Origin of the sequence: Halopseudomonas sp. Lyrl_26 (assembly GCF_051948695.1) — a bacterium.
Taxonomy (GTDB): Bacteria; Pseudomonadota; Gammaproteobacteria; order Pseudomonadales; family Pseudomonadaceae; genus Halopseudomonas; species Halopseudomonas formosensis.
On the sequence record NZ_JAYJLH010000003.1, the window covers coordinates 123,472 to 141,403 of the forward strand.

At 64.4% G+C, this 17,932-nt stretch carries 21 protein-coding genes; 12 read left to right on the forward strand and 9 right to left on the reverse strand.

The annotated features are described in order from the left end of the window. Positions 1-23 precede the first annotated feature (23 nt). Complete coding sequence (locus VF673_RS05710) at positions 24-428, forward strand: HipA family kinase (protein WP_440291388.1); 405 nt, start codon at positions 24-26, stop codon at positions 426-428. Further along, complete coding sequence (locus VF673_RS05715) at positions 425-1,231, forward strand: DUF3037 domain-containing protein (RefSeq protein WP_440291227.1); 807 nt, start codon at positions 425-427, stop codon at positions 1,229-1,231. The genes VF673_RS05710 and VF673_RS05715 overlap by 4 nt, the downstream gene beginning before the upstream one ends. Before the next feature lie 7 nt (positions 1,232-1,238). On the opposite strand, the gene VF673_RS05720 is transcribed toward VF673_RS05715, so the two are convergent. Then, positions 1,239-2,546 (reverse strand): NAD(P)/FAD-dependent oxidoreductase, encoded by a 1,308-nt coding sequence (locus VF673_RS05720; RefSeq protein ID WP_440291228.1) that lies wholly within the window; start codon positions 2,544-2,546, stop codon positions 1,239-1,241. Here VF673_RS05720 and VF673_RS05725 point away from each other — a divergent pair. The 3 genes from VF673_RS05725 to VF673_RS05735 all read left to right on the forward strand — a co-directional run bounded on the left by VF673_RS05725 (position 2,545) and on the right by VF673_RS05735 (position 4,474). After that, entirely contained in the window at positions 2,545-2,751 is a 207-nt protein-coding gene (locus tag VF673_RS05725; RefSeq protein ID WP_440291229.1) for a hypothetical protein, read from the forward strand. The two genes, VF673_RS05720 and VF673_RS05725, sit on opposite strands and share 2 nt — an antisense overlap. Then, complete coding sequence (alr, locus tag VF673_RS05730; protein ID WP_440291230.1) at positions 2,730-3,803, forward strand: alanine racemase; 1,074 nt, start codon at positions 2,730-2,732, stop codon at positions 3,801-3,803. The genes VF673_RS05725 and alr overlap by 22 nt, the downstream gene beginning before the upstream one ends. 122 nt (positions 3,804-3,925) lie before the next feature. Continuing rightward, a complete protein-coding gene (locus VF673_RS05735) occupies positions 3,926-4,474 on the forward strand; it encodes a cupin domain-containing protein (protein ID WP_090539545.1) in 549 nt (182 codons plus the stop codon). A gap of 6 nt (positions 4,475-4,480) precedes the next feature. Here VF673_RS05735 and VF673_RS05740 read toward each other — a convergent pair whose 3' ends face one another. Beyond that, entirely contained in the window at positions 4,481-5,041 is a 561-nt protein-coding gene (locus tag VF673_RS05740) for a DUF4136 domain-containing protein (RefSeq protein ID WP_440291231.1), read from the reverse strand. Between the two features lie 137 nt (positions 5,042-5,178). On the opposite strand from VF673_RS05740, the gene VF673_RS05745 reads away from it, so the two are divergent. From VF673_RS05745 to VF673_RS05755, 3 genes are all read left to right on the forward strand, one after another. Beyond that, positions 5,179-6,027: a BON domain-containing protein gene (locus VF673_RS05745; protein WP_440291232.1), complete on the forward strand. Its 849-nt coding sequence runs from the start codon at positions 5,179-5,181 to the stop codon at positions 6,025-6,027. Between the two features lie 47 nt (positions 6,028-6,074). Further along, positions 6,075-6,239, forward strand: coding sequence for a DUF1328 domain-containing protein (locus VF673_RS05750; protein WP_090539539.1), 165 nt, complete (start codon positions 6,075-6,077; stop codon positions 6,237-6,239). A 144-nt stretch (positions 6,240-6,383) separates the two neighbouring features. Continuing rightward, positions 6,384-7,070: a cytochrome b/b6 domain-containing protein gene (locus VF673_RS05755; protein ID WP_440291233.1), complete on the forward strand. Its 687-nt coding sequence runs from the start codon at positions 6,384-6,386 to the stop codon at positions 7,068-7,070. 33 nt (positions 7,071-7,103) lie between these two features. Here the strand turns inward: VF673_RS05755 and VF673_RS05760 are convergent, their stop codons facing one another. Continuing rightward, the gene (locus VF673_RS05760; protein WP_440291234.1) at positions 7,104-7,577 is read right to left on the reverse strand and encodes a c-type cytochrome; all 474 of its coding nucleotides are present in this window, start codon (positions 7,575-7,577) and stop codon (positions 7,104-7,106) included. Between the two features lie 96 nt (positions 7,578-7,673). Continuing rightward, on the reverse strand, positions 7,674-9,428 hold the full coding sequence (locus VF673_RS05765; protein WP_440291235.1) for a SulP family inorganic anion transporter: 1,755 nt from the start codon (positions 9,426-9,428) through the stop codon (positions 7,674-7,676). Positions 9,429-9,593: 165 nt separating this feature from the next. Between VF673_RS05765 and VF673_RS05770 the strand changes: the two genes are divergently transcribed. Continuing rightward, positions 9,594-10,367, forward strand: coding sequence for an SDR family NAD(P)-dependent oxidoreductase (locus VF673_RS05770; RefSeq protein WP_440291236.1), 774 nt, complete (start codon positions 9,594-9,596; stop codon positions 10,365-10,367). Positions 10,368-10,382: 15 nt separating this feature from the next. On the opposite strand, the gene aroE is transcribed toward VF673_RS05770, so the two are convergent. From aroE to VF673_RS05795, 5 genes are all read right to left on the reverse strand, one after another. Next, positions 10,383-11,189, reverse strand: a complete 807-nt coding sequence (aroE, locus tag VF673_RS05775) for a shikimate dehydrogenase (RefSeq protein WP_440291237.1) — start codon at positions 11,187-11,189, stop codon at positions 10,383-10,385. Then, positions 11,189-12,094, reverse strand: coding sequence for an oxygen-dependent coproporphyrinogen oxidase (gene hemF / locus VF673_RS05780; RefSeq protein ID WP_407046231.1), 906 nt, complete (start codon positions 12,092-12,094; stop codon positions 11,189-11,191). The genes aroE and hemF overlap by 1 nt, the downstream gene beginning before the upstream one ends. Before the next feature lie 37 nt (positions 12,095-12,131). After that, positions 12,132-12,689: an L-threonylcarbamoyladenylate synthase gene (locus tag VF673_RS05785; RefSeq protein ID WP_090539527.1), complete on the reverse strand. Its 558-nt coding sequence runs from the start codon at positions 12,687-12,689 to the stop codon at positions 12,132-12,134. Between the two features lie 58 nt (positions 12,690-12,747). Beyond that, complete coding sequence (dprA, locus tag VF673_RS05790) at positions 12,748-13,854, reverse strand: DNA-processing protein DprA (RefSeq protein WP_440291238.1); 1,107 nt, start codon at positions 13,852-13,854, stop codon at positions 12,748-12,750. Positions 13,855-13,936: 82 nt separating this feature from the next. After that, entirely contained in the window at positions 13,937-14,962 is a 1,026-nt protein-coding gene (locus tag VF673_RS05795) for a LysM peptidoglycan-binding domain-containing protein (RefSeq protein ID WP_440291239.1), read from the reverse strand. A gap of 136 nt (positions 14,963-15,098) precedes the next feature. On the opposite strand from VF673_RS05795, the gene def reads away from it, so the two are divergent. From def to rsmB, 3 genes are all read left to right on the forward strand, one after another. Beyond that, the gene (gene def / locus VF673_RS05800) at positions 15,099-15,611 is read left to right on the forward strand and encodes a peptide deformylase (protein ID WP_090539521.1); all 513 of its coding nucleotides are present in this window, start codon (positions 15,099-15,101) and stop codon (positions 15,609-15,611) included. 63 nt (positions 15,612-15,674) lie between these two features. Further along, positions 15,675-16,628 carry a methionyl-tRNA formyltransferase gene (fmt, locus tag VF673_RS05805; RefSeq protein ID WP_440291389.1) on the forward strand — a complete coding sequence of 318 codons (954 nt, stop codon included), beginning with the start codon at positions 15,675-15,677 and terminating at the stop codon, positions 16,626-16,628. Then, entirely contained in the window at positions 16,625-17,929 is a 1,305-nt protein-coding gene (rsmB, locus tag VF673_RS05810) for a 16S rRNA (cytosine(967)-C(5))-methyltransferase RsmB (protein WP_440291240.1), read from the forward strand. The genes fmt and rsmB overlap by 4 nt, the downstream gene beginning before the upstream one ends. The last annotated feature ends 3 nt before the right edge of the window (positions 17,930-17,932 follow it).

Below are 17,932 nucleotides of genomic sequence, written 5' to 3' on the forward strand. Positions count from 1 at the left end.
ACGGCCATTCCTAGCAGATACCGATTGAATTGCAACAAGCCGTGTATGTTTTTGATTACTGGGTTGGAAACAGCGACCGACAGCTGACCTGTTATGGCGGACGCCCCAACCTGATGATGAAAGCAGATGGCTCGCTCAGCTTGATTGATCATAATCAGGCCTTCCAGTGGCCGGTCAACGCAGAGGAATTCATAGCCAGCCATACCTTTGGTCCGGCTAATCGCTCCTGGCGTCTGGACCTGGTCAGTCGTGTTGAATACCAACAGCGGATCGATGATACTGCCGTGCGATTCAATGAACTATGCTCAGACATACCTGAGCAATGGCGAGAAGCATCAGGCGATGCTGCGCTGAGCGAGCAGCTGCGCCTGATCGAGAGCAACCTTCTACGCTACCGCACGGATGACTTCTGGGGCGTCCTTGAATGAAATATTCCTGTCTCTACAGCATAGTGCGCTTCGCGCCTTACGCTGAAACTGAAGAGTTTGCCAACGTCGGTATTGTGCTCACGGCACCGGCATACGGCCGCATGGAATATCGTCTGGCGCGCAGAAACTGGAAGCGGGTCAATCAATTCTTTGAGTGCCCTCAGCTATTCGCCAAAGTCATCGAAGTCGCACAGAACGAGCTGGAAAGCGTTCGGCAGATGACCGCGCAGGCCACGGACAATCAGATCGTCAACCATTTCAGATACCTTACCGAACCCAGGGAGTCCCTGATCCGTTTCAGCCCGATGCGCTCCATTCTAGCGGACGGCTTCTCGGAGACGCTCAACCAGCTGTACGAACGTTTCATTGAGCGGCAGGAGATACCGCGCGCGCGTCGGGAAGAACAGATGGTTAGAGAAATCCGGACCTTGTTTACAGAGGCCGCCATCCGCAACTTTCGCGACGACACGCTTACCGGTGAACTGACCAAGCTGCACCTTCCGTTGGTACATCGCAACAATGTGATAGCCGCGATCAAGCCTCTGGCGTTTGACCAAGCTGAACCAAGCTCGATTCTCGACCATTGCGAGCAGTGGGTGATAAGACTGGCACGGGCCGAACGTGAGGGGATTATCAAACTGGAAAATGTTCTGATACCCGTTACTGCACCCTATTCAGAGCAAACCAGAACTCAACGCAAAGCGGTTGATGCAGCCAAGCAAATTATCCGCAGAAACCGGCTGCCTCTCGTTGAGTTCGAGCAGACAGACAAAATAACCGCCTTTGCCAAGCAGTTTGCCTGAACTCTGTTCAGAAACTGCCTTCCCTGATCTTCTGCCAGAGCATGCCCAGCGCCAGCAGCGGCGCCCGGAAGCGTTCGCCGCCGGGGAAGGCCATGTGCGGCACCTGGCTGAACAGATCGAAGCCGCGACTGGCCTGGCCGGTGATGGCCTCGGCAAGGATGCGCGCGGCCAGGTGGGTGGCATTCACCCCGTGGCCGGAGTAGGCCTGGGCATAGAACACGTTGGGGTGCTCGGGCAGACGGCCGATCTGCGGCAGGCGGTTGGCGCCGATGCCGATCATGCCGCCCCACTGGTAGTCGATGCGGACATTGGCCAACTGCGGAAAGACCTTGAGCATCTTCGGCCGCATGTAGGCGGCGATATCCGCCGGATCCCGCCCGGAGTAGTGGCAGGCACCGCCGAACAGCAGGCGACGGTCGGGCGACAGCCGGTAATAGTCCAGCGCCACCCGTTGATCACACAGGGCCATGTTCTGCGGGATCAGTTCCCGCGCCAGTTCCTCGGACAGGGGCTCAGTGGCGATCACATAGCTGCCGGCGGGGATCACTCGGCTGGCCAGCGATGGCTGTACGCCGCTGTGGTAGGCGTTGCAACCCAATACCAGCTGCGAGGCCCGGATCCGCCCGCGGGCGGTATGGACGGTAATCACAGGGCCCTGGTCAATGGCGGTGACCGCCGAGCGCTCGAACAGCTGCACGCCCAGCGAGCGGGCTGCCTGCGCTTCGCCGAGGGCCAGGTTGAGCGGGTGCAGATGCCCCGAGCCCATGTCGATCATGCCGCCGACATAGCGGTCGGAGCCGACCACGGAATGCAGCTGATCGGCTTCGACCAGCCGCAGCTCATGCTGATAACCCAGCCCCAGCAACTCCTCCCGATCAGCCCGGAAGCCGTCCATGTGCTTAGGTTTGTTGGCCAGATCGCAGTAACCCCAGGTCAGATCGCAATCGATGCCGAACTCCTCGATGCGCCGGCGCACCAGCTGTACCGCCTCCAGTCCCATCAGCTTGAGCTCGCGCACCCCCTCGGCACCCAGGATCCGGGTGAACTGCTCCAGGTCATGACCCACGCCACGGATCAGCTGCCCGCCATTGCGCCCGCTGGCGCCCCAACCGATGCGCCGGGCCTCCAGCAACACCACCGACATGCCGCGCTGGGCCAGTTCGATGGCGGTATTCAGGCCGGTGAAGCCGCCGCCCACCACACAGACATCCGCCTGCAACTCGCCCTCGAGCACGGGGCAATCGAATTCCAGTTTGCGCGAGGCCAGATACCAGGAGTCGGGGTAGTCATCGGTGTGAATGGCTGGAAACGACATGAAAAATCCCCTGCTTGCGATTGATAGCCGCAGAATAGCGGCAATTGCCCTGCGGAAGAAGAGCGCACAAGCGGGACATATCGACCAACGTCCACCGCCTCAGCCGGCGGAATCTGATATTCTTGCCGCCGGCGTTCCGCCATTCCGTGGCCCTGTTTCTATCGTCATTCCTGTGGATTTACCATGCGTCCAGCCCGTGCCCTGATCGACCTGTCTGCCCTGCGTCACAACTACCGTCTGGCCAAGAGCCTGTCCGGCTGCCGGGCACTGGCGGTGGTCAAGGCCAACGCCTATGGCCATGGCGCACTGGAGTGTGCGGCGGCGCTGGACACGGAAGTGGACGGCTTTGCCGTCTCCGCCATCGAGGAGGCGTTGGAACTGCGGGCGGCCGGCCATCGCCAGCCGATAGTGCTGCTCGAGGGCTGGTTCGAGGCCAGTGAACTGGAGCTGATCTGCCAGCATGACCTGTGGCCGGTCATACACCACGACGGGCACCTGCAGGACCTTGAGCAGGCCAACCTGAGCAAACCGCTGAACGCCTGGCTGAAGCTGGACAGCGGCATGCATCGCACCGGCTTCGCTCCGCAGATCTATCCGGCCATCTGGCGGCAGCTGCTGGCCAGCGGCAAGGTCGCCAGCCTGACCAGCATCACCCACTTCTCCCGCGCAGACGAGCCGGACACCGGCCGCACCGAGCAGCAGCTGGAGGCCGTCCGCAGCGCCACCGCCGACCTCGGGGAGGTGGCCAGGAGCCTGTGCAACTCCGCCGGCGTACTGGCCTGGCCACAGGCCCATGGTGACTGGGTCCGCCCGGGCATCATGCTGTACGGCTCCAGCCCCTTCGGCTTTCCCCAGCCGCAGGCGGCGCAACTGCAGCCGGTGATGCAGCTGGAATCGAAGATCATCGCCGTGCACCAGGTCGCCAGCGGCGAACCCATCGGCTATGGCTCGCGCTACCTGACCACCCGACCCAGCCGTATCGGTCTGGTGGCCATGGGCTATGCCGACGGCTATCCACGCCATGCCGCCGACGGCACCCCGGTGCTGGTGGATGGTCAGCGCACCAGCCTGGTCGGGCGGGTGTCGATGGACATGCTCACCGTGGATCTGACCGACCTGCCGGCCAGCGGTCTGGGCAGCCATGTACGGCTGTGGGGCAAGGGGCTGGATGCGGGCGAGGTGGCCAGTCATGCGGGGACCATTTCCTACCAGCTGTTCTGCAACCTGAACCGGGTACCGCGCTGCTATCAGGACTGACTGTCCGCCAGCGTGGCGGATTTCAGTCAGCGCGTTGAAGATAATGCACAGCCGTGCAACAATGCGCTGTTCCTGAACCCCCTGCTGTTCCTGACTTTCCGCCCTCCTGGAGGATTCCGACCTTGGATGTTGGTACCCGCCTGAAAACCATCCGTAAACTCAAGGGTCTGTCCCAGCGTGAGCTGGCCAAACGCGCCGGTGTCACCAACAGCACCATTTCCATGATCGAGAAGAACAGCGTCAGTCCTTCGGTCAGTTCGCTGAAGAAGGTGCTGGGCGGCATCCCCATGTCGCTGGTGGAGTTCTTTTCCCTGGAAAGTGCCCAGGCGCAGCCTCGCAAGGTGGTCTACCGGGCCGACGAGTTACTGGATATCGGCTCCAATCAGGTCATCATGCAGCTGGTCGGCAAGGACCATCCCGGACGCAGCATCTCCTTTCTGCGCGAGGTCTATCCCCCTGCGGCGGATACCGGTCCGGACATGCTGCGCCATGAAGGCGAGGAGGCCGGCATGGTGGTGCGTGGCCGCCTCGAGCTCACCGTGGGTGACGAGGTTCACGTGCTGGATGCGGGGGACAGCTACTATTTCGAGAGCAGTCTGCCGCACCGCTTCAATAATCCCTTCGATGAGCCCTGCGAGCTGATCAGCGCCACCACCCCAGCCAATTTCTGAACGATCTCAGTAGCCGGGCGGGTAGCTGTTCAGCACCCGTGCGGCGCGCTCGTGCATCTCGCGACTGCGCTCCAGCGGCGACAGACGCTCATTGACCCGGGCACTGTCGCTGCCGCGCCACACCAGCTGCCCATCCCGGGCGTCGAACAGATCGATCTGCAGCGTCATCACCGGGTACTCCACGGTACGGGTCTGGCTGTAGCCCGGCCCGCCCCAATAGGGCCCCCAGTAACCCCAATAGCCCCCATAGTGGGTGGTCACGTCATCCCTGTGGATCTCGGTGATCAGGGTGGCCTGTACCCGCAGGTCCGCGGTGGCAGGCTCCGTCGCCGGGCGAAGTCCGCGTACATCGAGCTGTGCGCTGACCGCTTCCTTTACCCGCCGGGAGGTCAGATCGCTGGCCACACGGGGGTCGCTGGCCGGGGCGTAGGTCACCGCCGGCTCGGACCAGGACCAGGTCTGGTACTGACCGAAATCCCGGTTCAGGTCGTAATCGGTGCGCGGCACCGACACCTGACAGGCGCCCAGGGCCAGCACCAGGGAGATCAACATCGCTAAACGAAACATGGCAACCTCTGCGCTAAATAACGGTCTATGACATCAGACTGCCTTGAAAAAGGTCCGTTTTGCCACCCCCTGCAGACGCCGGCAGACGAAGAGCACCACTCTGGGCAGCAGACAACAACATGAAACGGAGTCAACCGATGCGTAGATTGAAAACGATAGCCCTCGCCACCGCCACCCTCAGCGTGCTCACCCTGGGCACCATGACCGCCCACGCCGCCGACGGGGACATGAGCCGCCAGCTGACCGAGGCTCGCCAGGAGGGGTCGGTGTGGACTGCCTTCGCCCTCAACCGCCATCTGAGTCCTTTCAGCATAGACGTGGAAGTGGAGAACGGGGTAGCCATCCTGACCGGTGAAGTGGAGTCCGAGGTCGAGCGTGATCTGGCCGCGCAAGTCGCCCTGGGCGTGGAAGGCATCAACGAGGTGGACAACCAGCTGCAGGTCAGCGGTGAAGAGGTCAAGCGCGCTGCGGACGGCGAGCGCAGCTTCTCCAGCCGCTTCAATGATGCAACTACTACCGCCACCGTGAAGTCGAAACTGTTGTGGAATCGCAACACCGAGGGTCTGGATATCAATGTCACCACACGCGATGGCGTGGTGACCCTGGAGGGCCGTGCCGACAGCGATGCCGCCAGCGAGCTGGCCGAGCGTCTGGCTCGCAACACCGAAGGCGTACGCCGGGTGGAGAACAAGCTGAATGTGAGTGCCGAGGGCGGCACCAGTGATCGGGCCAGGGCGCAGGTGGACAATGCCGGTGGGGCGATCAGTGATGCCTGGATCACCAGCAAGGTGAAGTCCAGCTTCCTGTTCAACAGCAATCTGGATGGTCTGGACATCTCCGTCGAGACCCGTAACGGTCAGGTCACCCTGAGTGGCGCGGTTGCCAGTGAGGCCGAGAAGTCCCTGGCGGTAGAGATCACCGAGAACATCCGCGGCGTCCGCGGTGTGAATGCCGGCTCCCTGCGGGTCGGTGGCATGGAAGACTGAAGTCGGCGCAGGAGCGCTGAATATAAAACCAATCGAGGAGAACTACCATGCTGAGCTGGGCTATCACTTTTCTGATCATCGCCATCATCGCTGCGGTTCTGGGCTTCGGTGGCATCGCCGGGACCGCAACGGGCATTGCCAAGATTCTGTTCGTCGTGTTTCTCGTCCTGTTCATCGTGTCCTTCATCATGGGACGCCGACCGCGACTCTGATCGCAGCGGGAAGCAGCAACGCCATACGGGCTCCTGCCGTGGCCGGTATGGCGTTACTCCCTTTGTAACTGCGACCTTCCACCCCTTGCCGGGGTTCGGCACTGCGTTTAGCCTTGCTGATTTGGATCAGCAAGGAGCAGTAACGTGGTACGGATCAAGGTCTGGGATCTTCCCCTGAGGCTGTTTCACTGGTCGCTGGCCGTCGCCGTCATCGGCGCACTGGTGACCATCAATAGCGGTGCAGCCTGGATCGAATGGCATGGCCGCTTCGGCCTGGCGGTAGTTGGCCTGATCGCTTTCCGTCTTGCCTGGGGCGTGCTGGGATCAACCCATTCCCGTTTTTGCAGTTTCTTCCCCACCCCTGCTGCGCTGGGCGCCTATCTGCGCGGAGACTGGCAGCGGCCCGGACACACCCCCCTGGGGGCGCTCTCGGTATTGGCCATGCTTTTCCTGTTCGGCTTCCAGGCGGTATCGGGCCTGTTCACCAGCGACGAGATCGCCTTCAACGGCCCGCTGACCCGGGCAGTATCCTCTTCAACCGTCTCCACGCTGAGCAGTCTGCATCGCCAGACCGAGCTGTGGCTGTACCTGCTGATAGGGCTGCATGTGCTGGCAATCCTGGTGTATCAGCTCCGCGGCAAGCGGCTGATCGGCCCCATGATTCATGGCTGTACCTATGTGCCTGAGAGCAAGGTGTGTCCGGGGAATCGCTCCCCGTTCAGGTCGGTACTGGCGCTGGTACTGGCGTTGCTGCTGGCGGGCGCTGCGCTGTGGCTGGCCAATGGCAGCTGGATACCGGCACCTGCCCCAGCGGCGGCACCGGCCTGGTAAGTCCGCGCGGGCCAGACCCGCACGGCGGTTGGTTCAGCGCTGCCGGTACTTGTCGTGGCAGGCCTTGCAGCTCTGGCCGACCTCGGCAAAGGCGGTGCGCAGAGCGGCGCGATCGTCCGCCTCGGCGGCGTCGACCAGCTTGCCGGTGGCGGCAGTGAGGCCAGCCGACAGCTGCGCCACATCGGGGAAGTTGTCGAACATCTCGGGCTTGACCCGGGTCTGCTGCGCGCCGACCTGACGGTCGGTACCCGGTCCGTACAGCGCACCCATGCCGGAATTGGCAATGGCATCCAGGGTGCGGGCAGCGGCCAGGATCTGGCCCTGGTCATAGGCCACGCTTTGATCAATCACCTGCGCCTTGATCTTGCCCATGTTCCAGGACATGTAGCTGTAGCCGGCCTTGCGCAGCTTGATCTGGTCCTCGGGGGAAACAACCTCGGCCTGAGCGGTCATGCCGAGTCCCATTACCACGGCGGCCAGGGCGCCGGCGAGCACGGTTCTGAACACTGTTATTACTCCTTATCTGTTATTTGAACTGGCAGCACATGGCTGCCGCAGGCTGGTATAACCGTCCGGGGCGGCTAAATCCAGCAGACAATGGTATCAGGTTGTGCTGCCCGCGGATTGATCCAGAGCAGCGCCCGGGCTGTCGCCCAGGGTATTGAAGGCGATATGGGTGCTGGGAAAGACGCCGCTGACCAGTTTCTGGATCCAGTCGGTATCGGACAGTTGATCCATCACCGGCCCCTTGACCTCGGCCAGATGCACGGCAATGCCCTTGTCACGCAGGCCCTGGCTGAGTTCGCAGAGCATGTCCAGACCGGTACTGTCGATATGGTTGACGGCCGAGAGAATCAGCAGCAGATCCCGGGTGTCCGGATAGTCGCGCAGGGCCTGCAGGATGGCCCGCTCAATGGCCCGGGTGTTGGCGAAGAAGATGTTCTCGTCGATGCGTACCGCCAACAATCGCGGCTCGATCTCCACAAGGTGCCGGCGGGTATTGCGGAAATACTGGGTGCCGGGCACCCGGCCTACCACCGCGACGTGGGGGCGACTGCCCCGCCACAGCTGAGTAACGATGGACAGGCCCACACCCAGCACTATGCCAGCCTCGATACCCAGCCAGATCACCCCGGCGGCGGTCGCTACCAGGGTTGCGCCCTCCCGACGGTCGTAACGCCAGGTACGTCGCAGTCCGGCCACGTCGATCAGCGGCGCTACCGCTACCAGAATGACCACCGCCAGCACCACCAGCGGCAGGGCCGCAAACAGGGGCGCCAGCGTCACCAGAATGAAGGCGATCACGGCCGCCGAGACCACTCCGGCCAGGGGGGTATTGGCCCCGGCCTCGATATTCACCCCCGAGCGGGAAAAACCGCCGCAGACGGCAAAACCGCCGGTCAGTGCTGATCCCACGTTGGCCGCCCCCAGTGCCAGCAGTTCCTTGTCCGGGTCTATGCTCTGGCGCTTGCGACGGGCCAGCGACTGGGCGATGGACACGCTTTCGACGAAGCTGACCAGACTGATCAGCGCCGCCGGCAACAGCAGCAGTTTCAGCGTGGGCAGGTCGGGCGTACTCCAGACCAGGGCTGGCAGGCCGGCGGGCAGGCTGCCCACCACCGGCACCCCGCGCCCGGCCAGATCGGCGGGCAGGCTGATCACCAGGCCCAGGGCCACCACCAGAATGGGCGCCAGTCGCGCCAGCACGCCCGCCAGCGCCGGGTTCAAACCCAGCCGCTGCAGGTGGCCGCTCAAACGGCTGCGAGCATAGAGCAGCCAGATCAGCGCCAGCAGTCCCATGGTCAGCACCAGTGTATTGACCGGGGTCCACTGCTCGCGCAGTGCCGCCGGCGAGCCCGGCAGCTGCTCCAGCCCGAGCAGATGGGGAAACTGGCTGAGCAGGATGAGAATGGAGGCGCCGCTGATGAAGCCGCTGATCACCGGATGGCTGAGAAAATTGGCGAGAAAGCCCATCCGCAGCAGGCCGAGCACGAACAGCAGCACCCCCGACAGCAGCGCCAGCCAGATGGCCAGCTGCAGGTACTCCGCCGAGCCGATGGTGGCGAAGGGGCCGAGCAGGGCCACGGTCATCAGCGCGGTCACCGCCACCGGGCCGACCGACATGCTCATGCTGGTGCCGAACAGGGCATAACCGATCAGCGGCAGCAGGCTGGCGTAGAGTCCGATCTGCACCGGCAGACCGGCAAGCATGGCATAGGCCATGCTCTGGGGAATGATCATGATCGCCGTGACCAGGCCCGCGACCAGATCACCGCTCAGCCAGGCGGCACGATAAGGGCGCAGCCAGGCGAGCCAGCCATCACCCCCGGGCGGCTGCAGCCGCAGGTTATCCCGCATCAGTGATCATCCCGCACCCGAAACTCCTACCAAACCGGTGCGCCGCAGCGCGGCCCTTGCCAAGAGTGTAATGGCTGATCCGCCGATATTCATCCCATCCGGGTTGCTGGAGCGGTCCGGCTGAATCGTGGATACTCGGGAGAGAGTCCAGAGAGGAAGGAACAAATGATTGCACAGCGTTTTGATCTGACCGGCAAGACCGCGCTGATTACCGGCGCCTCCAGCGGCTTGGGTGCCCATTTTGCCCGTACCCTGGCCGAGGCCGGAGCACGGGTGGTGGTTGCCGCGCGGCGCACCGACCGGCTGGCCGCACTGGTAGCGGAGCTGCAGGCGCAGGGCTCCCAGGCCTTGGCAGTGACCATGGACGTGACCGACAGCGACAGCGTCAAGCGCGCCTTCGAGCAGGCGGAAGAGCAGTGGGGTGTGGTGAATATCCTGGTCAACAACGCCGGCATCGGTGACCCGGTGATGTTCCTCAACATGACCGAGGGCAACTGGCGCAGCATGATGGACACCAACCTGGACGGCGCCTGGCGGGTAGCCCACCGTGCCAGCCTGGCCATGGCCCGCGCCGGGCAGGGCGGCTGCATCATCAATATCGCCTCGATTCTGGGGCTGCGGGTGGGCACCGCCCTGAGTCATTATGCGGTGGCCAAGGCCGGTGTGGTCCAGCTGACCAAGGCCATGGCCCAGGAGCTGGCGCGCAACAGGATCCGCGTCAACGCCATTGCCCCCGGCTACTTCCGTACCGAGATCAACAGCGACTGGTTCGATACCCAACAGGGCATGGACTACATCCGCGACAAGGTGCCGATGCGCCGCCTGGGCCAGCTGGAGGAACTGGACGGGCCGCTGTTGCTGCTGGCCAGCGAGGCCGGTTCCTTCATGACCGGCACCGTGATCAACGTGGACGGCGGCCACCTCACCAACAGCCTCTGAGCGGCGGCAAGTCGCTCAGCGCAGCGCGGCCAGTACCGGGGCCGTTTCCGGGCGTACCCCGCGCCACAGCGCAAAGGCCTCGGCGGCCTGCTCGACCAGCATGCCGAGGCCGTCAAGGCAGCGTGCCGCGCCCTGCTGGGCGGCCCAGCGGTTGAATACCGTGGCCTCGCTGGCGTACATCATGTCGTAGCACCAGGTCAGCCCCGGCTGGATCAGCCCCGGCGAGATCGGCGGCAGCTGACCGTCGAGACTGGCGGAGGTGGCATTGATGATCAGGTCCACCGGCTCCTCGATCCAGTCGAATCCGGCGGCACTGATCGGGCCCAGATCGCGGAACAGCCTGGCCAGATGCTCGGCCTTCTCCACGGTACGGTTGACCACGCACAGCTGCGCCGGCTGTGCCTCCAGCAGCGGCTGGATCACCCCTCTGGCGGCACCGCCGGCACCCACCAGCAGGATCTGCTTACCCCTGAGGCTGAAACCCGCGTTGTGCTCTATGTCCCTCACCAGCCCCTTGCCGTCGGTGTTGTCGCCCAGCAGCCGGCCATCCGCCCGCCGCGCAATGGTATTGACCGCACCGGCCAGCTCGGCTGCCGGGGTGCGGGTATCCACCAGCTCCCAGGCCTGCTCCTTGAAGGGCACGGTGACGTTGGCGCCCAGCCCCTCTCGGAGGAAGGCGCGCAGGGTGCCGGCAAAGTCATCCAGCGGCGCCAGCAGCGCCTCATAGGTCAGCTGCTGGCCGGTCTGGCGGGCGAAAAGTCCGTGGATCAGCGGGGATTTGCTGTGGGCAATCGGATTGCCGATGACCGCATACCTGTCCATCAGTGCTCCTCCTTCAGCCAGTCGCGCGGCGGCAGGAACTCCTCCACCAGGCGAGCCTCGGCACTGCCCGGCTCCGGCTGCCAGTTATAGCCCCAGCGCACCGTGGGCGGCAGGGACATGAGGATGGACTCGGTGCGGCCACCGGACTGCAGCCCGAACAGGGTGCCGCGGTCCCAGACCAGATTGAACTCCACATAGCGGCCACGGCGGTATTCCTGAAAAGCCTTTTGCTGCTCTGTCCAGGGGGTGTTGCGACGCCGCTCGATGATCGGCAGGTAGGCCTCCAGATAGGCATCGCCCACCGCCCGCAGGAAGGCGAAACAGCGCTCGAAGCCCCACTCGTTGAGGTCGTCGAAGAACAGGCCGCCGACACCCCGGGCTTCGTTACGGTGCTTGAGATAGAAGTAGTCGTCACACCATTTCTTGAAACGCGGATAGACATCCTCACCGAAGGGCGCACAGGCATCCCGGGCCACGCGGTGCCAGTGGATGCAGTCTTCCTCGGTGGCATAGTAGGGGGTCAGATCGAAACCGCCACCGAACCACCAGACCGGATCGGCGCCCGCCTTCTCGGCAACGAAGAAGCGCACGTTGGCGTGGGAGGTGGGCACATGGGGGTTGTCCGGATGCATCACCAGGGACACGCCCATGGCCTGGAAGCTGCGGCCGGCCAGTTCCGGCCGGTGCGCGGTGGCCGAGGGCGGCATGCCGTCGCCATGGACATGGGAGAAGCCGACACCGCCCTTCTCCAGCAGCGCACCCTGTTCGATGATGCGCGAGCGGCCACCGCCGCCCCCCGGGCGCTGCCAGTCGTCCTCGACAAAGCGAGCCTGACCGTCGGCCTGCTCCAGCGCAGCGCAGATACGGTCCTGCAGCCCCATCAGGTAGTCCTTGACGGCGGCTATGTCGGTGGCGGTGGGAATCTCGTTCACGGGGTACCTCTCAGGCGGGGCGGATAATGGCGTCGGTCTGCAGATCCCGGATGATACTTGGATTGCGCTGCTCACCCAAATTGCCCGCCACCACATCATCAAGCCGGCCGTGGAAATACTGTTCCACCCGCAGCCGGTTGCGCGCCGGCGGGCGCCCGGCAGGGTTCGCCGAGGTGGACACCAGCGGTCCGCAGGCTGCACACAGCTGACGGATCAGCGGGTGGGCACTGACCCGCAGAGCCACTGTGTCATGCTCGCCGGTGATCCAGTGTGGCAGTCGGTTCTGGTGTGGCACCAGCCAGGTGTTGGGCCCCGGCCAGGACAACTGCAGTTTGGCCAGCTGATGCTGGGGAAGGTCCCAGAGCAGGAAACCGAACTCCTCGATATCGCCGGCGACCAGAATCAGCCCCTTTTCCACCGGCCGCTGCTTGAGCTCCAGCAGCCGCTTCACCGCATGGCCATGCAAGGGGTGACACCCCAGGCCCCATACCGCTTCGGTCGGATAGGCAATCACGCCCCCGGAATACAGCACCCGTCGAATCTGTCCCAACCGCCATTCTGCCAGCATATTCCACCCCCTGATCTGCGAGTGGCGACATTAGCTGAGGCGCCGCCGTCGCTCAAGGTCAGCTTGCACCGGCCCGACAATATCCCTGCGGGGTATGCAGTACCAGCCCGTCGAGTTCGAGCTCCATCAGCCCCTGGAGTACCTGGTGAATCGGCATGTCGCTCTGCAGCGCGAGCCAGTCTGCAGTGACCGGGTCATGCCCGAGCCAGCGCCACAGCGGGTGGGTCACCTGCGTCTGCGATGGTGCCTCGGCCAGCGCACGGTGCAGAGGCAGACGCAGGGCCTGCAGTACATCGTCGACGGTTTCCACCAGTATGGCACCGTCGCGCAGCAGGCGATGGCAGCCCCTGGCCCGGGGGTTGTGAATCGACCCCGGTATGGCAAACACTTCGCGGTTCTGCTCCATCGCCAGGCGCGCGGTGATCAGCGAGCCGCTGTTGAGGCTGGCCTCGACCACCAGGGTGCCCAGGCTCAGCCCGCTGATGATGCGGTTGCGCAGGGGAAACAAACCGGCATGGGGCGCCGTGCCGGGCGGCTGCTCGGACACCAGCGCGCCGCGGTTGGCGAGGATCTCCTCGGCCAGCCGGCGATGACGCCGCGGGTAACAGTTGGCCAGGCCGGTGCCCCAAACGGCTATGGTCTGACCATGGGCATCCAGCGCGCCCTGATGGCAGGCACCGTCGATGCCCAGCGCCATGCCACTGGTCACGGTCAGGCCGTTCTCGGTGAAATCCCGGGCGAAGGCCCTGGCCGTGCTGGCGCCGTGGGGACCGGGATGCCGGGTGCCGACCATGGCGATCTGCGGATCGCTCAGCAGTTGTGCAGAACCCTGAACGAAGAGCACCAGCGGCGGGTCGCTGATTTCGCGCAGCAGGGGCGGGTAGTGCGGGTCGTCAATGGTCAGCAGATGGCAGTCGGCCTGCTGCAGCCACGCCCGGCTCTGCTCGATGTGCCGGTCGATGCGCGGATCACCCTGGCGATAGAGGCTCAGCCCCTGCTCCACGCGGGGCGGCAGGCGGCCCGCAACCGGGCAATCAAGGTCGTGGAGCAGGGCCAGGGGATCATCAACCTGATCCAGCAACAGGCGGCGTGCTGCGGGGCCAACGCCGGGCAGCAGACTCAGGGCCAACCAGGCCAGACGGCGGTCAGTCGAATCGGTAAGCATGGCAGGGCTCGGAAGAGAATCAGGATGGGGCAGGTGGGGTGAAGACGGGTTGCCGCCCGGCCGGGCGGCAACCCGGAGAACATCAGGGGTTGCGGACCTTGTCCATGATCGCCAGCTGCCGCTGGGCATTGAGGACGATACCGTAGCTCATGCGGTCATAGACACGGAACACCATCAGCAGACCGGCGCGCTCATCGGGCAGGCGCACACGTTCGTTCTGGATGCGGTCGCGGACCAGCTCACCGGTCTTGTAGATGGCCAGCACGTTACCTTCCTTGAGGTTGTCGCGTGCACCCTTGTTGAGGATGACCACGTCATACTGACCGATCTGGGTGACACCGTTGGGTACATCCAGAATCAGGCCCTCGACCTCACCTTCCGGATCGCTGGGGAAGAAGGTGGAGGACACGGCGCGCTCCTCGGTCTCCAGCAGGCGGTCACCGATGCGAACTTCCTGGCGGCTGCGGTTGACCATGAGGGTGGTGATGTCGCGCTCGGTTGCCAGCACCTGGACGTTGCCGATCTCCTGGGCATGCAGGCCGAGGAATTCGCCGGTCTGCGGATCGGTATAGGCCTTGCCACGGCGGTAGAGGCCGTAGGCCGGCACGGATTCGTCAACCTCTCCACGGGCATAGACCTTGTTGCCCGCACCGGCTACCACGCTCTCGGCTTCGCCACCGATGATATAGGGCGCGGCTTCCAGCGCATCGGCGTCATCCAGGATGCGGCCGGCATTGAGGAAGGCATTGATGGCTTCCAGCGGAATGGTCGGGATGGCTTCGGCCATGGGGGTGGTGCGCACGGTGGGCGACAGACGGATGGTGCCGCCCTGGCCACGATTGACCATGAGACGGGGCTGGCCGTCGATATACACCAGGGAAATGATGTCACCCGGATAGATCAGATGGGGGTTGTTGATCTGCGGGTTGGCGTGCCAGATCTCGGGCCACTTCCAGGGCAGGTTGAGAAACCGGCCGGCGATGCCCCAGAGCGTATCGCCCTTGACTACTTCGTACTGCTGCGGGTGGTTTTCCTTGAACACCGACTCCTGTGCCTGTACCAGAACGCTCACACCGAGCAGCATCAGGCCGAGTAATGTTTTCCTCATGACACGAATCCCTTTATTATAGAGGCCAGCACCCAGGTCCCTGCCCAAACCGGCATGCGGACCAGCTATACTTCCAAGCTGCAAGCATATTAGCAGCACCTTTCGTCTCAGTTCTACAAGTGCATCACAAACCGACATGGCCATATTGAATATTCTTGAGTTTCCCGACCCCCGGCTGCGCACCATTGCCAAGCCGGTCGCCGTGGTTGACGAACGCATCCGCCAACTGGTGGATGACATGTTCGAAACCATGTATGCAGCGCCGGGCATCGGCCTGGCGGCTACCCAGGTGAACGTGCACGAGCGGGTCATCGTCATCGACCTGTCAGAGGAGCACAACGAGCCTCTGGTGTTCATCAACCCGGAGCTGGAGATCCTCACCGAGGAGCTGGACGAGATGCAGGAGGGCTGCCTGTCGGTCCCCGGTTTCTACGAGACGGTAACCCGTCCGGAGCGGGTCCGGGTCAAGGCGCTCAACCGTGACGGCGAAGCCTTCGAGATGATCTGCGAGGGCCTGCTGGCGGTATGCATCCAGCACGAGTGCGATCACCTCAACGGCAAGCTGTTCGTGGATTACCTGTCCAACCTCAAGCGGGATCGCATCCGCAAGAAGCTGGAAAAGCTGCACCGGGCCCAGGCCAACGCCTGAGCCGGTCAGGGCTGGAAGGCTTGCTACGGCAAGCCTTTTTTCTTTACGCAGGAAAAGAGTGTGATGAAGAGCGCGGATCTACGCATCGTTTTCGCCGGCACCCCCGAGTTTGCCGCCGCCCATCTGCAGGCGCTGCTGCAGGCCGGACTGAACATAGTCGCGGTCTACACCCAGCCTGACCGCCCGGCCGGCCGTGGTCAGCGCCTGACCCCGAGCGCGGTCAAGCAACTGGCGCTGCAGCATGCGCTGCCGGTGTATCAGCCGCAGACCCTGCGCGCAGCCGAGGCCCAGGCCGAACTGGCGGCGCTGCAGCCGGACCTGCTGGTGGTGGTTGCCTATGGCCTGATACTACCCCAGGCGGTACTGGATATCCCGCGACTGGGTTGCATCAACAGCCACGCCTCGCTGCTGCCACGCTGGCGCGGTGCGGCGCCCATACAGCGGGCCATAGAAGCAGGTGACAGCGAGACCGGGGTGACCGTGATGCAGATGGAGGCCGGGCTCGACACCGGGCCCATGCTGCTCAAGGTCAGCACACCGATCAGCCCCGACGACACCGGCGGCAGCCTGCACGACCGCCTGGCCGAAATGGGACCGCCGGCGGTGCTGCAGGCCATAGCGGGGCTCGCAGCCGGCACCCTCACCGGCGAGGTTCAGGATGACAGCCAGGCGACCTATGCCCACAAGCTGGGCAAGGCCGATGCACGCATCGACTGGAGTCGCCCGGCCACCGAGCTGGCGCTGATGATCCGCGCCTTCAACCCCTGGCCACTGGCCCACGCACTCTGGCAGGGGCAGCCACTCAAGGTCTGGAGTGCCGAGGTGGAGGCCGGCAATGGCGCACCCGGGACCATTATCGAATGCAGCCGCCAGGGCCTGCTGGTGGCCTGTGGCGATCAGGCCCTGCGCCTGACCCGGCTGCAACTGCCCGGCGGCAAGCCGCTGGCCTTTGCCGATCTGTACAACGCCCGGCGCGACCAGTTCGTACCCGGCCAGCGCCTGGAAAACGGCCAGTGAGTCCGCGCCTGGCTGCCGCCAACGCGCTGGCGCTGGTCATGGCCGGCAAGGCGTCGCTGGGTACCAGCCTGCCCCCTCAGCTGGCTCACGTCGCCCCGCGGGATCAGGCTCTGGCGCGGGAGCTGGCCTTCGGCACGGCACGCTGGTCCTTCCGCCTGCAGGGTCTGGCCGAGCAGCTGCTGCAGAAGCCACTGAAAGCCGCCGACCGCGACATTCACGCCCTGCTGCTGGTGGGCATCTATCAGCTGCTGTACACACGCATACCCGGCCATGCCGCCATCAGCGAAACAGTGGATGCGGCCGTGCGCCTGAAGAAGCCCTGGGCCAAGGGACTGCTCAACGCCGTCCTGCGCCGGGTCCAGCGCGAGGGCAATGACCTGCTGGCCCAGCTGGAACGCGACCCGGTCATCCGCACCGCCCACCCGCGCTGGCTGCAGAAACGCCTCAAGGCCGACTGGCCCGATCACTGGGAGTCCATCTGCGCCGCCAACAATCTGCACCCGCCGATGACCCTGCGGGTCAACCGCCGGCGCGGCACCCGCGACCGTTATCTGGCACGCCTGCAGGAAGCCGGCATCGAAGCCAGCCCCTGCCGTTTCTCGGTGGACGGGTTGACCCTGCAGGCGCCCCGGGATGTACAGCAATTGCCGGGGTTTGCCGAAGGTGAAGTCAGCGTGCAGGACGAAGCGGCCCAGCTCGCCGCTCCGCTGCTCGACCTCAAGGCGGGACAGCGGGTGCTGGACGCCTGCTGTGCCCCTGGCGGCAAGACCTGCCATATCCTCGAACTGGAACCCGGGCTGAGCGAACTGGTGGCGCTGGATCTGGAGCCGAGCCGACTGGAGCGGGTGCGCGAGAATCTGCAGCGTCTGCAACTGCAGGCTACACTCAAGGCGGCCGATGGGCGTGAGCTGGCCAGCTGGTGGGATGGCAGACCTTTCCAGCGCATACTGCTGGACGCGCCCTGCTCCGCCACCGGGGTGATCCGCCGTCATCCGGACATCAAGCTGACCCGCCAGTCCGAGGACATAGCCGCGCTGGCGGCCCTGCAGGGCGAGCTGCTGGATACCCTGTGGCAGACCCTCGAGGTAGGCGGCATTCTGGTCTATGCCACCTGTTCGGTGCTGCCCGAGGAGAACACCCGGGTCATCGAAGCCTTTCTGCAGCGCCACAGCGGTGCCCGGCAGCTGCCAGTCGACGTGGGCGAGGGCGCGACCCAGCCCGCCGGTCGCCAGCTGCTGCCCCAGCCAGAGGGCCATGACGGTTTCTATCTGGCCAGACTGGTCAAGCTCGACAAGGGCTGAGCG